This window comes from Sphingomonas silueang (assembly GCF_040049155.1).
Taxonomy (GTDB): Bacteria; Pseudomonadota; Alphaproteobacteria; order Sphingomonadales; family Sphingomonadaceae; genus Sphingomonas; species Sphingomonas silueang.
Genome location: NZ_JBDZDK010000003.1, coordinates 67760 through 82556, shown reverse-complemented (window position 1 = coordinate 82556; position 14797 = coordinate 67760). Strand labels below are relative to the sequence as shown.

The following is a 14797-nucleotide window of genomic DNA, read 5'->3' as shown; positions in this document are numbered from 1 at the left end:
GCGTCGTATACCAAGACGGAACGGCGCGAAGGGGGAACATGGGGCGGCCACGGGTCTGGATCGGGATATCGGCGTGCATCGCGCTGGCGGCGTGCAACCGCCATCAATCGGCGCTGTCGGTGTTCGGCGAGGAGGCGGCGACCGTCCGTCACCTGACCGTGGTGATGCTGATCGGCGCGGTGGTGATCGCCGCCGGGGTCGCCGGGCTGATGATCGCCGCCGTCCGTGCGCCGGAGGGCCGACTGACCCTGTCCGGGGGCATGCGGATGGTCGGCTGGCTGGGCGGCTTCGTGCCGGTCGTGGTGCTGCTCGGCCTGCTGCTCTACAGCCTGCCCGCGATGCGTCCGTTGCCGGTGGCGGCGGGCGACCTGCGCATCGCGGTGGAGGGCGAGCAATTCTGGTGGCGCGTCCGCTACCAGCCGCCGGGCGGCACCCCCGTAGAGAGCGCCAACGAAGTGCGGATTCCGGTCGGTCGCACCGTGCAGTTCGACCTGACCGCAGGCGACGTGATCCACAGCTTCTGGATTCCCGGCCTCGCGGGCAAGATGGACATGATCCCCGGCCGCACCAACCGGCTGGTGGTGCGCGCGACCAGGGCAGGCAAGTTCCGCGGCGTCTGCACCGAATTCTGCGGGCTGAGCCACGCGCTGATGGCGTTCGACGTGGTGGCGATGGAGCCCGCCGCGTTCGACGCATGGCTCGCGGCAGAAGCACGCCCCGCCCCCGCGCCACCTGGCGGCAGCGTCGCGGCGGCAGGCGCACGGGCTTTCGTCGCCGAGGGCTGCGCCGGATGCCATGCGATTGCGGGCACTGCCGCGAAGGCCCGGATCGCGCCCGACCTCACCCACTTCGCCAGCCGGACCTCGCTGGGCGCGGGTACGCAGCCGATGACCCGCGACGCGCTCGTCCGCTTCATCCTGAACGCGCCCGCCGTGAAGCCCGGCGCGCGGATGCCCGCCTACACCCATCTCCCGCGCGAAGAGGCACAGGCCATCGCCGCCTATCTGGAAAGCCTGAAATGAGCCTGCACGCGCAAGACGATCCCGCGCTCCGCGCCGCGCAGGAAGAACGGCTGCGCGCGGTATGGAAGGCGCCGCAGGGCATCTTCCTGCGCTGGACCGACTGCAACAACAACCGCGTCGGCGCGTGGTACACGCTGACCGCGTTCGGCTTCATGCTGTTCGCGGGCGTGCTGGCACTCGTCATGCGCACGCAGCTGGCGGTGCCCGACAACGATCTCGTGTCGGCGAACAGCTTCAACCAGCTGTTCACGCTGCACGGTTCGATGATGATGTTCCTGTTCGCCGTGCCGATGTTCGAGGCGGTGTCGATCATCCTGCTGCCGCAGTTGCTGGGTGCGCGCGACCTGCCGTTTCCGCGTCTGTCCGCCTTCGGATACTGGTCGTTCCTGCTGGGCGGGGTATTCGTCGGCGGATCGATCTTCTTCAACGTCGCGCCCGACGGCGGCTGGTTCATGTATCCGCCGCTCACCACCCGCACCGACCTGTCGGGACTGGGCGCCGACATCTGGATGCTGGGCCTGAGCTTCATCGAGGTGTCGTCGGTGGCCGCCGCCGTCGAGCTGATCGTCGGCGTGCTGAAATGCCGCCCGCCCGGCATGCGGCTGAACCTGATGCCGCTCTACGCCTGGTACATCCTCGTCGTCGCGGTGATGATCCTGTTCGCCTTTCCCCCGCTGATCGCGGGCGACGTGCTGTTCGAGATGGAGCGGCTGCTGAACTGGCCGTTCTTCGATGCGGCGCGCGGCGGCGATCCGCTGCTGTGGCAGCACCTGTTCTGGATCTTCGGCCATCCGGAGGTCTATATCGTCTTCCTGCCGTCGATCGCGCTGTTCGCGATGATGATCCCGACGTTCGCGCAGCGCCACCTGCTCGGCTATCCGTGGATCGTGCTGGCGGCAGTCGGCACCGCCTTCCTGTCGTTCGGCCTGTGGGTCCACCACATGTTCGCGACCGGCCTGCCCAAGATCAGCCTCGCCTTCTTCTCCGCCGCGTCCGAAGCGGTGGCGATCCCGACCGGCATCCAGATCTTCGCGTTCATCGCCACGCTATGGGCGGGCAAGGTCAAATGGTCGACACCGTTGCTCTATGCCAGCGGGTCGCTGGCCATCTTCGTGATCGGCGGCCTCACCGGCGTGATGGTCGCAATCGCGCCGTTCGACTGGCAGGCGCACGACACCTATTTCGTCGTCGCGCACCTGCATTACGTGCTGATCGGCGGCACGCTGCTGCCGCTGTTCGGCGGGCTGTACTATTACTGGCCGCTGATAACGGGGAAAAAGCTGTCCGACCGGATGGGGCGCACCGCCTTCTGGGTGTTGTTCGTCGGGGCGAACCTCACCTTCTTCCCGATGCATTTCAGCGGGTTGTTCGGCATGCCGCGGCGGGTGTTCACTTACCCCGCCGAACTGGGCATCGGCTGGCTGAACCTTGCCTCCACCTGCGGTGCCTATCTGTTCGCGCTCGGCACGCTCATCATCTGCATCGACCTCGCCCGCTCGCCGTGGCGGGCCAAGGCGCCGCGCAACCCGTGGAACGCGGGCACGCTCGAATGGCTGGCGCATCCGGACGACGAGGATTGGGGCATCCGCTCGGTCCCGCTGATCGAGGGGCGCTATCCGATCTGGGACCAGAAGGATTTCGTGAAGAAGGTCGACGAGGGTCGCTTCTTCCTGCCCGATGCCGAGGAAGGACGGCGCGAGACGATCGTCACCACCGTGCTCGACGCACGCCCGCTCTATGTCGTGCGCCTCGGCACGCCGAGCTGGGTGCCGATGCTGACCGCGATCGCGCTGGGCAGCGTGTTCATCCTGACGACCTATCACCTCTACTGGTGGTCGCTGGCCGGGGCGATCGCGACGCTGGGGTTCGTGCTCTACTGGCTGTGGACCGGCACCGCGGAGATTCCGGAGAAGGAGTGCAAGCCGATCGGCCACGGCATCGAGCTGCCGCTCTATGTCTCCGGATCGGCGGCGCCCGGCTGGTGGGCGATGTTCATCACGATGATGGCCGACGCGACCGCCTTTTCCGGCCTCGTCTTCGGCTATTATTTCTTCTGGACGGTACATCCCGAATTCCCGCCCTCGGGACCGGGGATGGACGGGCCGGGCGCCTTCTGGCCGATGGTGGCGCTGGGCCTTGCCGCGCTGAGCTGGGGTGCGACGGTCGCGGCGCGCGGGCTGAACCGGCGCGGCGGCGTGGGTGCGGCACGGTTGCTGCTGGGCATCGGCATCGCCGCCAGCCTTGCCGGGATCTGGGCGGGATTGCAGGGGCCGCTGACCACCGGGCTCGATCCCGAGCTGCACAGCTATCCCGCGATCGTGTGGGTGCTGGTGATCTGGACCACCGCGCACGCCGGGGTCGGGGCGATCATGCAGGGCTATACGCTGGCGCGCAGCATCGCCGGGCGGATGACGCCGCGCCATGACGCCGATCTGCGCAACATCACCGTCTACCAGCATTTCATGGCACTGACCGCCGTCGTCACCTATGCGACGATCGGCCTGTTCCCGGGGGTCGCATGAAGCACGGGCTGCACGGCATGGTGGGGCGGCTGAAGGTCACGCTCTGGTCGCTGATCGTCCCGCCGACGGTGTGGGCGGTGCATTTCCTCTTCTCCTATCTCTGGGCGGCGATCCATTGCGCGAAGGTCGGCGGTTTTCCGCGTCTCCCCATTCTCTACGCGGTCGGCACCGTCGCCGCGCTGGCGATCATCCTCGCGTCGGGGATCGTCGCGCATCTCCAGTCGCGAGTGCCGGGCGACGACCCCCCGCACAAGGAGAGCACCGACCGCGACCGCATCCGCTTCCTCGCCTTCTCGACCGTGCTGCTGGCGGCGCTGAGCTTCGTCGGCGTGATCTTCACCGCCGCGCCGGTGCTGTTCCTGACGGATTGCCGGTGAGGCGCTGGGCGCTCCTGACCGGGCTGACGCTGCTGCCGGTCGGGTGGTTCGCCGCCGCGCAGGCTGGGATGGTCGGCCACATGGCGGGCCATATGATCGCGGTCGCCGTCGCCGCACCGCTGATCGCGATCGGACTGATGGACGGCCGCCATGATCCGGCGCGGCGCTGGCCCGGAATCGTCACCCCGCTCGCCATGTCGCTGGTCGAACTGGTGACGGTATGGGGCTGGCACCTGCCCGCGCTGCGCATGCTCGCCGATACGTCGCAGCTGGCGATGGTGATCGAGCAGGCGTGCTTTCTCATCGCCGGGCTGCTGCTGTGGAGCGCGGTGCTCGGCACCGGGCGGGATCGGCGCGCGGGCGGGGTCGGCGCGCTGCTGCTGACCTCGATGCACATGACCCTGCTCGGCGCGCTGATCGGCCTTGCCCCGCGTCCGCTCTATCCGGCGATGGCCCACGGCATGCACGATGCGCTGGCCGACCAGCAGCTGGGTGGCGTCGTCATGCTGATGGTCGGCGCGGCCAGCTATTTTCTCGGCGGGCTGGCGGTGCTGGCAACGCTGCTCAGGCAACCGGAGCCGCAACCATGACCATCCGCCTGACGTGGAAGCGCGTGATCGTCACGCTGCTGGGGCTGTTCGCGCTCGGCATGGCCTATGCGTGGTCGGGGCTGTTCAACGTCGCCGCGTCGTCGGGGCATTGGGCGGTGACCGACTGGTTCCTGCACTGGGTCATGCGCAATTCGGTGCAGACCCGCGCGGCGCTGAGCGTGCCCGACGAAGCGTCGGATGCGAGCGGGCTGGTCAGCGCGGCGGGCTATTACGCCACGTCCTGCGCATCGTGCCACGGCGCACCGGGTGTCCGCCCGCTGCCGCTGATGCAGCAGGCGACGCCGCCTGCGCCGGACCTCGCGAAGAACGCGAAGGAATGGACCGACAAGCAGCTCTACTGGATCCTCGAACATGGCGTGAAGTTCAGCGGCATGCCCGCATGGGCCGCGAAGGACCGCCCGGACGAGGTGAAGCGGATGGTCGCGTTCGTCCGCCTGCTGCCGACGATGACGCCGCAGCAATATCGCCTGCTCGCCGGGAGCAACGCGCAGGGGTTCGGTGCCGCCAACGGCCGGTTCGACAGTTGCGCGGGCTGCCATGGGCCAGACGGCCTCGGCCGCGGGCAGAAGGATATTCCGGTGCTGGCCGGGCAGAACCCCGCCTATCTCGCCGCCGCGCTGGAAGCCTATGCCACCGGGCGTCGCCAGAGCGCAGTGATGGGCAATGCCGCCGCGCAACTGACGCCGGAAGAGCGGGTGGACCTCGCCCGCCGCTTCGCCGCGATGCCGAACGGAATCGGCGGGGCGGGGCGTCCTGCCCGCGATGCCGAAGCGCTGGCGATCGTCGAACGCGGCCTGCCGCGCGAGCAACTGCCCGCCTGTCGCAGCTGCCACCTGCCCGGCGTCGCCAACCGCTATCCGGTGATCGACGGGCAGCGCGCGGCCTATATCGCGCAGCGGTTGCGCCACTGGCGCGGCGAGAAGGAAGTGGTCGACGCGCGCAAGGATCAAGCGACGATGCCGGTGATCGCGCGGCGCATCCCCGAGGACATGATCGACCGGGTGGCGCGGGTGCTGGCGGGGGAATAAGCCCCCACGCCCCCCTCGACTGGCGCGGCTGAGGCGTTAGAGCGTGTTCAGGCTGGGTAGAGGCATCGTGACGGAGCCGATTTTGGTTCAGGGCAAGAAGCGAGGAGCGGAGCGATGCTATGGCATCGTGACCGACGAGCGACGCCGCGCTGGGCCAAAATCGGCCCGCCGCTTCGCGGTTGCCCTGTCGCGCCCGCCGGCTGCGTCGGGGTGCCCCGCAAAGTATTACTTTGCGGGGGCCCGGCTGCGCGCCTTGCAGGTAGCCCCGCTACCTGCTGCACCACGCTCCTTGCCGGACGAACACGACAGGGCAATCACGATGCCTCTACCCAGCCTGAACACGCTCTAGGGTCGGGTCGACCATGGCGCAACGACCCCTTTCTCCCGGCCCCGCCGCGATCGATCCGGCGGTCCTGCTGCGCGCCTATGCCGCGGGCATCTTTCCGATGGCCGACGATCGCGATGCCCCCGATATCTACTGGGTCGAGCCGAAATATCGCGGCATCCTGCCGTTGGAGGGGTTCCACCTGTCGCGCTCGCTGCGCAAGCTGATCGTGCGCGATCGCTATCGCGTCACCGCCGACCGGGCCTTCGCCGACATCATCCGCCTGTGCGCCGAATCCGCCGCCGACCGGCCCGACACCTGGATCAACGCGGCGATCGAAGCCGCCTTCCTCCGCCTCCACGCCATGGGCCATGCCCATTCGATCGAGGTGTGGGACGGCGACCGGCTGGCGGGCGGGCTCTACGGCCTCGCCCTCGGCGGCGCGTTCTTCGGCGAGAGCATGGTCAGCCGCGCGCCGAGCGCATCGAAGGTCGCGCTGGCATGGCTGGTCGCGCGGTTGCGCGTCGGCGGGTTCCGCCTGCTCGACTGCCAGTTCCAGACCGCGCATCTGGCGACGATGGGCGCAGTAGAGATTCCGCGCGCGCGTTATTCGGCGCTGTTGGCGGGGGCGCTGGGTTCGGACGGGGCCGGTTCGGACGGCGCAGCAGTCGCCGATTTCGGCGCGCTCGAGCGGCGCGCCGCCGGTGCGTCGGTGGCAGCGCCTCCGACCGATACCGTGTCCGGTCCCTTGTCCGGGAAGGACATCGTGCAGCTCTTGGGCCACACGTCATAGATCGGGTGCGGCACGACGTTGAGCGCCGGACGCTCCTTGAACAGCCAGCCCGAGAACGCCCGCCGCCACTTCGCGTCCGCGCCGCGCACGTCGAGTTGCACGAACGCGCCGGTATATTGCTCCTGCTCCCACGGCGCGGTGCGCTCGCACGCGCGCAGGCGGACGACGACATCGCCGATCCGCACCCCCTGTCCGGGGCGCAGCGTCAGGTCGCGGGTTTCGCCGTTGCGCTTGTTGAGCAGCCCGACCACCGCGACGCGCTGCGCCATCGGGGTGGCACCCGCTAGCAGCTTTTCATCCAGTCCGGTATCGACGCTGACGACTTCCGCCGCCTGTCCGGTGCGTGGGCGGGTGGCATCGGGCACCGTGGCTTCCGCCGCGACCGGGGCGTCGGCGGTGGAGCGATCCTGCCATTTCTGCCAGCCGAACCAGCCGAGCACCGCGACCAGCAGCGCGATCCCCAGCCCCGCCAGCCGGCGGCGGGCGTTCACGCCTCGGGGCTCCACGCCTCATAGTCGCCGGTGGCGCGGACGCGCGCGCCGCCCTTGTCCAGCACGCCGGGCGGGCGATAGGCGAGCGCGGTGCCGGTCTGGTTCTCGATCGGCGGCTGCTGCCACTGGCGCACCGGCGGCAGCGATTCGTCGGGCGTTCCCTCGATCTGGTGGTGCAGCCAGCTGAACCAGTCGGGCGGCACCCGGCTGGCATCGTTCGATCCCGCATAGATCACCCAGCGGCGCGGACGCCCCGCGGTATCCCGCCCGCCTTCGTAATAGGCGTTGCCGAGATGGTCGGTGCCGACCTGCTTCTTGCCGCGCAGGCCCATCCAGGTGCCGAAGGTGGCACCGTTCCACCAGGTGAAGATGTTCGCGAAGATACCCATGGCCGTCCGCTTAGCGCCCCGCCGCCGACACGACAATGGGGCGGTTCATTTCCACGTCACCTTGTCGCCCGCGGCGATACCCAGTTCGGCGCTGCGCCCGCCCGCCAGTTCGAGCACCGCCGACACCGGCTCGCCCGATGCGACCGGGGTTTCGCTGAACGGCACCGTATTCTCCGCGATCGTCGCGATCGTGCCGTCGGGTCGGATGAACAGGATGTCGAGCGGGCTCGGCGTGTTCTTCATCCAGAAGCTGGCGGCCTTCGGCGGACCGCCGCCCGGCGGATAGGGCGCGAAGAGCATGCCGCCGTCCGCCGGAATCGCGGTGCGGTACATCAGCCCCTGCTGCTGCTGCGCCTCGCTGGCGGCGACATCGACGTTGAAGCGATGCGCCGGTCCGGCGGCGGTCGCGATCGTCACCTCGGTCCGCGCCGGTTCGCCGCTCGCGGTCGAATCATTGCCGGGGGCGCTTCCCTGGCACCCGCCCAGCGTCGCCAGCAGCGCGCACGCCGCCAGACCCGCCAATCCTCGCATCGTCACGCCGTCACTCGCCCTTTTCGACCACTACCGCCAACGGGCCCTTCTGCCCCTCGACGATGCGGGCGACAAGCCGCTGCTCGGGATCGACCTCCTCGATCCCGCCGCGCCGCAGGGTCTCCATATGGACGAACACGTCGCCCGGCCTGCCGGTGCGGATGAGGAAACCATAGCCCTTCAGGCGGTTGAACCATTTGACCGTCACCGGCTCGAACGGTCCCGCCTGATCGGCCAGCGCAGCACGCTCGGCCCGTTCGGGCGCGCGGCGCACCGGCTCGACGGCGTTGGTGAGATCGATGTCGAGGATTTCGGTCGCCTGCATCCCCCGCGCGCGGCGCACCGCATGACAGGTTATCCGCGCCCCTTCGGGCAGGGTGCGGCGACCATGATCCTGCAATACCGAGAAATGGACGAGCACGTCGCCGACGTCCGCATCGTCGGACACGACGAAGCCGAAGCCGCGCGTGACGTCGAACCATTTGACGACACCCGCGACCAGCACGACATGCTCGTCGTCCCCGGGAACGGCCATGGTCCGGCCCGAAACGACCGAGAATTCGTCGCTGACTTGTCGTGCCTCCGCGCGCATGTATTCGCAATCCCCCTCGACCCTTTGTATCACGATGTTTCGTGAAGGCGACGATTTCTTTGCACTTAGGTGTAATCGTCGGGCGGCGCTTCGATGTCGACGGGGTCGAGCGACAGGATTCGCCGGGCGAGCGCCGGGGCATGCCCCGCGCGCACCATCGCCGCGACCTGCTTCTCGCGCGCGGGGCGTTCGACCGCCGCCGGTCCGAACGGGCCGATCCGCCGCCGCCGGGCGAACGCCATCGCGACGGCCCACGCCGTGCCGTCGATATCCTCGTCCAGTGCGGCGCTGTCCGCCTGCGCGACACCGGCATGGCGCAGCGCGTCGCGCACCCGGCGCGGACCCAGCCCGCGCCGCGCCATCGCCGCCGCCTTGCCCTCGGCAAAGGCTGCGTCGTCGATATAGCGCAGTTCGACCATGCGATCGGCCAGCGCGGCGGGATCGACCGCCCCCGCCTGCCCCCGCTCGCGCAGCTTGCGGCGCAGGTAATCGACCAGTTTCGCCCGCGTCGTCGCGAACCGCTCGACATAGCGCAGCGCGAGGCGTTCGAGCGCCTGCTGGTCGAGCGGCGGCGGCGGGCGGCGGGGTTCGCGGGGCATGCGCCATGTTTGTGCCACACTGGCCGATGATTTTGCAAAGCGACTGTGCCGCGCGGCCGGTTGTCGCTATGGCGATCCGCTTGGGAGCCGCGTGTTGCCCGTAATCGGTGCCGTGAGTTGGACGAGAATGACGACGAATATTGCAGTATCCCCCGCAGCAGCGCCGGTGGCGACGCCGACCGTCGACCCGCTTCCCCGCCGCTTCGCCGATTTCGCGACGCTGGGCGAGGCGATGGATTATGCCGCCACCGGCGCGCGCGGGCTGAACTTCCATGATGCGCGCGGCACGCTGAAGCGACCCTATCCGTTCCGCGAGATGCGCGAGGATGCGATCGCGCAGGCGCACCGGCTGATCGCGCACGGCGTCCGCCCGAAGGACCGCATCGCGCTGATCGCCGAGACGGGGCCGGAATTCGCCGCGCTGTTCTTCGGCGTCGTCTATGCCGGGGCATGGCCGGTGCCGCTGCCGCTGCCCACCTCGTTCGGCGGGCGCGAGGCCTATGTCGAGCAGTTGCGCGTGCAGCTGGCCAGCTGCGATCCCAAAACGCTGTTCTACCCGGCCGAACTCGAAGCGATGGCCGGTGAAGCCGCGCGGGTCGCGGGCGTCGAGGGGATCGACTGGGAGCGCTTCTCGACCACCGACGCACCGGCGGCGGAGCTGCCGCAGGCCGACACCGACGACATCTGCTACCTGCAATATTCCAGCGGCTCGACCCGCTTTCCGCACGGGACCGAGATCACCCATGCCGCGCTGCTGAACAACCTGTCGGCGCACAGCCACGGCATGCAGCTGGTCGGCGAGGATCGCTGCATCTCGTGGCTGCCGTGGTATCACGACATGGGGCTGGTCGGCTGCTTCCTGTCGGTGGTCGCCAACCAGGTTTCGACCGATTATCTCAAGACCGAGGATTTCGCGCGCCGTCCGCTCGCGTGGCTCGACCTCATCACCCGCAACGAGGGGAATTCCATCTCCTATTCGCCGACCTTCGGCTACGACATCTGCGCAAGGCGGATGTCGAGCCAGACCAAGGCGGCGGACCGGTTCGACCTGTCGCGCTGGCGGCTGGCGGGCAACGGCGCGGACATGATCCGGCCCGACGTGATGCAGTCGTTCGTCGACGCCTTTGCCGACGCGGGGTTCAAGGCATCGGCCTTCCTCCCCTCCTACGGCCTTGCCGAGGCGACGCTGGCGGTGGCGATCATGCCGCCGGGCGAAGGGATCATCGTCGAGCTGGTCGAGGAAACCGAACTGTCCGGCCATGCGGGCCGCGAGGACCGGCCGCAGCGCTATCGCGCGATCGTCAACTGCGGCAAGCCGGTCAAGGATATGACCGTCGAAATCCGCGAGGAGGACGGCACCCCCCTGCCCGAACGCGCGATCGGCAAGCTGTGGTGCCGCGGCCCCTCGCTGATGACGGGCTATTTCCGCGATCCCGAAGCGACCGCCGCCTGCATGGTCGACGGCTGGCTCGACACCGGCGACATGGCCTATATGTCCGACGGTTACGTCTATATCGTCGGCCGTGCCAAGGACATGATCATCGTCAACGGCAAGAACCACTGGCCGCAGGACATCGAATGGGCGGTGGAGCAGCTGCCCGGCTTCAAGGCGGGCGACATCGCCGCCTTCGCGATCACCACGCCGGGCGGCGAGGAAACCCCGGCGGTGCTGGTCCAGTGCCGTGCATCGGACGAGGGCGAGCGCCAGCGACTGCGCGAGGAGATTCGCGAGCGGGTGCGATCGGTCACGGGCATGAACTGCGTGATCGAACTGGTCCCGCCGCGCACCCTGCCGCGCACCTCTTCGGGCAAGCTCAGCCGGGCGAAGGCGCGCAAGCTGTATCTGGACGGCGAGATCAAGCCCTATGCGATCGCCGCCTGATCCAGCGCGCGGGGCATTTTTCGCTGTCCTACACCCCGCGCGATCGATACAAGCAACAAACGGCCTTGCCCTTCCGGTTCTACCGGGATAGAGGCCGCCTCCGCACACGAGTGTAGCTCAGCTGGTAGAGCATCGGTCTCCAAAACCGAGGGCCGGGGGTTCGAATCCCTCCACTCGTGCCAGCGCACTCGCGCGCCCAACCTTCAGGACGCCGACGATGTTCCGTGCGCTGTACGACTGGACGCTCCGCCTTGCGAACCACCGCCATGCGGTGCGCAGCCTTGCCGTCGTATCCTTTTGCGAAAGCTCGTTCTTTCCGATCCCGCCCGATGTCGTGCTGGTGCCGGTCATCCTGCAGCACCGCACCCGCGCGTACCAGATCGCGGCGATCTGCACGATCGCGTCGGTGCTCGGCGGGATCGTGGGCTACGGGATCGGCTATTTCCTGTGGGACACGATCGGGCGCTGGGTGATCGACCTGTACGGATTGCAGGACAAGGCCGCCGCGTTCCAGGCGTCGTTCGCCAAATACGGCGCGGCGATCATCCTGCTGAAGGGCCTCACCCCGATCCCGTTCAAGCTGGTGACGATCGCCTCGGGCCTCGCCAAGTTCAATTTCGGGCTGTTCGTGCTGACCGCCGCGATCACGCGGGCGTTCCGCTTCTTCCTGATCGCCTTCCTGCTCAAGCGCTATGGCCAGCCGGTGCAGAAGTTCATCGAGGAGCGGCTGACGCTGATCGGCACGCTGGTGGTGGTGGCGCTGGTCGGCGGGTTCGTCGTCGTCGGCATGTTGTAACCGTTTCGGATACGATACTGGCAATTCGTACACTATTCCGGGTATAGCCTTCGCCGCTGCATGCGCCCGCATGCGGTTGTTGGGGGATATATTCATGCGTTTCATGTCGCTCGCCGCGATCGCGGCGGCAGTTTTCGTCGTGCAACCGGCCGTCGCGCAGGATGCGCCGCCGGTCGAACCGCCGGTCGCGCCCGACGTACCGGGCAAGGACCCGCTGACCGGCCTGCGGGTCGAGGCGGCGGCGGGGTATGACCGGCTCGAAGCCTATTACATCGAGGACGACACGAAATATTACGACGGGGCCAACGGCATCCGCTATGGCTCTGAAATCGGCTATGATTTCGCGATCGGCAGCGTCGTGGCGGGGGCCTATGCGTCGTACACCGGGTCGAGCGTCGACCGGTGCGACGACCTCGACGTGTTCGTGCTGTGCCAGCAGGCGGGCAACGAGATCGCGGTCGGCGGGCGCGTCGGCGGACGGATCGGCTATGCGTCGCAGCTCTATGCGAAGCTCGGCTATTCGCAGCTGACGCTGAACCTGTCGGCGGCGGGCACCGCGTTCGAGGAGACGTATCGCGGCGTGCAGTACGGCATCGGCGGCGAGTACGGCATCGGCAACGGCGCGTATCTGAAGGCCGAGGTGATCGGCTCCAGCTTCGGCACCGGCGACACCATCTACGAAGACCTGAACTTCGAGCGGCGCAGCGTCACGGTCGGCCTCGGCTACCGGTTCTGATCCGCCGCGCGGGGGCGAGCGGCGCGACGCTCCCCCCGCGCGCTTGCGCTGCCGGTGGTTCGTCGCTAGATACCATGCCCAATCCGACAGCGTGGATGGGCCGCGCCGGTTTCCTTCGGAAGGAACCGGTCGGGGTCTTGTGCCCCGCTGCGGTCGACACAGTAACGAGGATGGGCGCGTGGCCAAGGTTTCCCCAGTCGAGTTCATGCGGCAGGTCCGTGCCGAAACCGCCAAGGTGACGTGGCCGACCCGCAAGGAAACGGTGATGACCGCGGTGATGGTGGTCATCATGACCACGCTGCTGGCGATCTTCTTCCTCGGCGTGGATTCGGCGTTCGACGCGATCGTCAAGGCGCTGCTGCGCCTCGCCCAGTAATCCCCGACCACGTAATCCCCGAACAAGCACAAGGGTAATTCATGTCGCGCTGGTACATCATTCACGCCTATTCGGGGTTCGAGGGCAAGGTTCGCGATTCGATCATGGCGGAGGCGACGCGGCTCGGCCTCGACCATGCCGTCGAGGCGATCGAGGTGCCGACCGAGAATGTGACCGAGGTCCGCCGCGGCAAGAAGGTGCAATCCGAGCGCAAGTTCATGCCCGGTTACGTGCTCGCCAAGCTGGACCTGAGCGACCAGGTGTATCACCTCGTCAAGAACACGCCGAAGGTGACGGGCTTCCTCGGATCGTCGGGCAAGCCGCAGGCGATCAGCGAGGCCGAAGCCACGCGGATGCTCAACAGCAAGGAAGAGGCCGCCGCGTCGCCCACCAAGCACAAGATCAAGGTCGATTTCGAGATCGGCGATTCGGTCAAGGTGCTCGACGGCCCGTTCGCGAGCTTCAACGGCGTGGTCGAGGAACTGGACTTCGACAAGTCGAAGGTGAAGGTCTCGGTCTCGATCTTCGGGCGCGCGACCCCGGTGGAACTGGACTTCGAGCAGGTGGAACGAAGCAAATAGGGCTACGCCCTATTTGCTGTCCGCACACGGTTAGCGCCAGCTAAGCGTGAGACGGCGGACACCGGCCGGCGGGTGCAACCCGACCGACGTTGGCGGCGCGGGGCGTAGGCCCCGCGCCGTTTACTTTTCAGAAATAGAAAGTTGCTCAAAATCCCCGAATTCGGACTGTAGCAAATCCAGTTGCTCCTGATCTTCTTCAGGAAATATGACATACGCTTCTCTGACCTGATTATTAATCCTGTATATACTGTACTCTTTGGGATGGTACGATCTTATTATAACTATGGCAGCACCCGCAGTATCTAGGCTATGCATATTAATTCGATAGCGAAGACTGATAGCCCCAGAAGAAGATTTATCCCCTCTATATATTCTAGAGTCTATACCTACGGAAACTTTTCCGTTTGTGGCAGTTACATCCCAAAGATTGGCGTCATTAGTATCGTCGTCGTTTTCTTCAAGAAGGAATAGTTTTGATTCGATTCCGTAGCTTTTAATCGACTCCGATACACCCTTCTCATACTCAAACCAATCTACACCGGCACTCTCCTGTGTATAGGAAAAGCATATTCTCGCTACAGCTTCGGGGAAATCTGTATTCTTCAGACTATTCAAAAAATCATTATCTGCATTACGCGACACTCTAACTTGGGCAGCCGCAGAATTAATTTTCGATTTTATCTGGTGAACAAGCAGATTTGCGAAACCGCATACTGCAATAATCGCTAAAAGTGCTTCATCGTGATCAAAATCCAATTTATAATCATGCGTTGAAGGATTTCTGTAATCTTGCCGGTACCTAGTAAATTTGGTTAAAACCCTTGGCCTGACAGTTCCATTACCCTCAAGATAGCTTTCAATATCAAATGGACTAACTTTTGCTGGATCTTTTCCAGCAAGAACGCGGTAAGCCTCTTTCAAAGATCCTTCATAAGCTTGATTTGTTCGGTATATAGCATCCGTGCACGCGTCGGGATCGACTGCTTTATCGCGTTCATAGTGACGGATAGCCGCCTTTACATGCCTGACGATTGCATTCAGGCCTGTAGAATGATCGCCCTTCGGTAGCTCTTGAATTGCCTGCTCTAATAGCAATATTAAATCCATCAGCGTAATCCAAAGGTAGGATAGCGAAATTTACTGAGT

16 protein-coding genes, 1 tRNA gene and 1 pseudogene are annotated in these 14797 nt (G+C 66.3%); 12 read left to right on the top strand and 6 right to left on the bottom strand.

What is annotated here, in order from left to right:
* The first annotated feature begins 38 nt into the window (after window positions 1-38).
* The 6 genes from coxB (at window position 39) to aat (ending at window position 6678) form a co-directional block, all read left to right on the top strand.
* Window positions 39-1022 carry a cytochrome c oxidase subunit II gene (coxB, locus tag ABLE43_RS04160; protein WP_348977218.1) on the top strand — a complete coding sequence of 328 codons (984 nt, stop codon included), beginning with the start codon at window positions 39-41 and terminating at the stop codon, window positions 1020-1022.
* Window positions 1019-3544, top strand: a complete 2526-nt coding sequence (gene ctaD / locus ABLE43_RS04155) for a cytochrome c oxidase subunit I (RefSeq protein WP_348977217.1) — start codon at window positions 1019-1021, stop codon at window positions 3542-3544. Before coxB ends, ctaD begins: the two co-directional genes overlap by 4 nt.
* On the top strand, window positions 3541-3921 hold the full coding sequence (locus ABLE43_RS04150) for a hypothetical protein (RefSeq protein ID WP_348977216.1): 381 nt from the start codon (window positions 3541-3543) through the stop codon (window positions 3919-3921). The genes ctaD and ABLE43_RS04150 overlap by 4 nt, the downstream gene beginning before the upstream one ends.
* Window positions 3918-4511 (top strand): cytochrome c oxidase assembly protein, encoded by a 594-nt coding sequence (locus ABLE43_RS04145; RefSeq protein WP_348977215.1) that lies wholly within the window; start codon window positions 3918-3920, stop codon window positions 4509-4511. Before ABLE43_RS04150 ends, ABLE43_RS04145 begins: the two co-directional genes overlap by 4 nt.
* On the top strand, window positions 4508-5560 hold the full coding sequence (locus ABLE43_RS04140; protein ID WP_348977214.1) for a c-type cytochrome: 1053 nt from the start codon (window positions 4508-4510) through the stop codon (window positions 5558-5560). The genes ABLE43_RS04145 and ABLE43_RS04140 overlap by 4 nt, the downstream gene beginning before the upstream one ends.
* 362 nt (window positions 5561-5922) lie before the next feature.
* Window positions 5923-6678, top strand: a complete 756-nt coding sequence (aat, locus tag ABLE43_RS04135; RefSeq protein ID WP_348977213.1) for a leucyl/phenylalanyl-tRNA--protein transferase — start codon at window positions 5923-5925, stop codon at window positions 6676-6678.
* A gap of 35 nt (window positions 6679-6713) precedes the next feature.
* On the opposite strand, the pseudogene ABLE43_RS04130 reads toward aat, so the two are convergent.
* The 5 genes and pseudogenes from ABLE43_RS04130 to ABLE43_RS04110 form a co-directional block, all read right to left on the bottom strand.
* Window positions 6714-6947 (bottom strand): annotated as a pseudogene (locus ABLE43_RS04130) (DUF2155 domain-containing protein); the annotation flags it as partial.
* Window positions 6948-7165: 218 nt separating this feature from the next.
* Complete coding sequence (locus ABLE43_RS04125) at window positions 7166-7558, bottom strand: NADH:ubiquinone oxidoreductase subunit NDUFA12 (RefSeq protein WP_348977212.1); 393 nt, start codon at window positions 7556-7558, stop codon at window positions 7166-7168.
* A 45-nt stretch (window positions 7559-7603) separates the two neighbouring features.
* Window positions 7604-8089, bottom strand: a complete 486-nt coding sequence (locus ABLE43_RS04120) for a DUF192 domain-containing protein (RefSeq protein WP_348977211.1) — start codon at window positions 8087-8089, stop codon at window positions 7604-7606.
* Window positions 8090-8099: 10 nt separating this feature from the next.
* The gene (locus tag ABLE43_RS04115) at window positions 8100-8624 is read right to left on the bottom strand and encodes a cold-shock protein (RefSeq protein ID WP_348977210.1); all 525 of its coding nucleotides are present in this window, start codon (window positions 8622-8624) and stop codon (window positions 8100-8102) included.
* Between the two features lie 122 nt (window positions 8625-8746).
* Window positions 8747-9280 carry a regulatory protein RecX gene (locus ABLE43_RS04110; protein ID WP_348977209.1) on the bottom strand — a complete coding sequence of 178 codons (534 nt, stop codon included), beginning with the start codon at window positions 9278-9280 and terminating at the stop codon, window positions 8747-8749.
* A gap of 127 nt (window positions 9281-9407) precedes the next feature.
* Between ABLE43_RS04110 and ABLE43_RS04105 the strand changes: the two genes are divergently transcribed.
* The 6 genes from ABLE43_RS04105 (at window position 9408) to nusG (ending at window position 13651) form a co-directional block, all read left to right on the top strand.
* A complete protein-coding gene (locus ABLE43_RS04105) occupies window positions 9408-11162 on the top strand; it encodes a fatty acyl-AMP ligase (RefSeq protein ID WP_348977208.1) in 1755 nt (584 codons plus the stop codon).
* Window positions 11163-11268: 106 nt separating this feature from the next.
* A tRNA-Trp gene (locus tag ABLE43_RS04100) sits at window positions 11269-11344 on the top strand.
* Window positions 11345-11379: 35 nt separating this feature from the next.
* Window positions 11380-11958, top strand: a complete 579-nt coding sequence (locus ABLE43_RS04095; protein WP_348977207.1) for a YqaA family protein — start codon at window positions 11380-11382, stop codon at window positions 11956-11958.
* Window positions 11959-12052: 94 nt separating this feature from the next.
* Window positions 12053-12694 (top strand): outer membrane beta-barrel protein, encoded by a 642-nt coding sequence (locus ABLE43_RS04090; RefSeq protein WP_348977206.1) that lies wholly within the window; start codon window positions 12053-12055, stop codon window positions 12692-12694.
* Between the two features lie 178 nt (window positions 12695-12872).
* The gene (gene secE / locus ABLE43_RS04085; RefSeq protein WP_348977205.1) at window positions 12873-13070 is read left to right on the top strand and encodes a preprotein translocase subunit SecE; all 198 of its coding nucleotides are present in this window, start codon (window positions 12873-12875) and stop codon (window positions 13068-13070) included.
* A 41-nt stretch (window positions 13071-13111) separates the two neighbouring features.
* Window positions 13112-13651, top strand: coding sequence for a transcription termination/antitermination protein NusG (gene nusG, locus ABLE43_RS04080; protein WP_348977204.1), 540 nt, complete (start codon window positions 13112-13114; stop codon window positions 13649-13651).
* 120 nt (window positions 13652-13771) lie between these two features.
* Here nusG and ABLE43_RS04075 read toward each other — a convergent pair whose 3' ends face one another.
* Window positions 13772-14758: a hypothetical protein gene (locus ABLE43_RS04075; protein WP_348977203.1), complete on the bottom strand. Its 987-nt coding sequence runs from the start codon at window positions 14756-14758 to the stop codon at window positions 13772-13774.
* Between the last annotated feature and the right edge of the window lie 39 nt (window positions 14759-14797).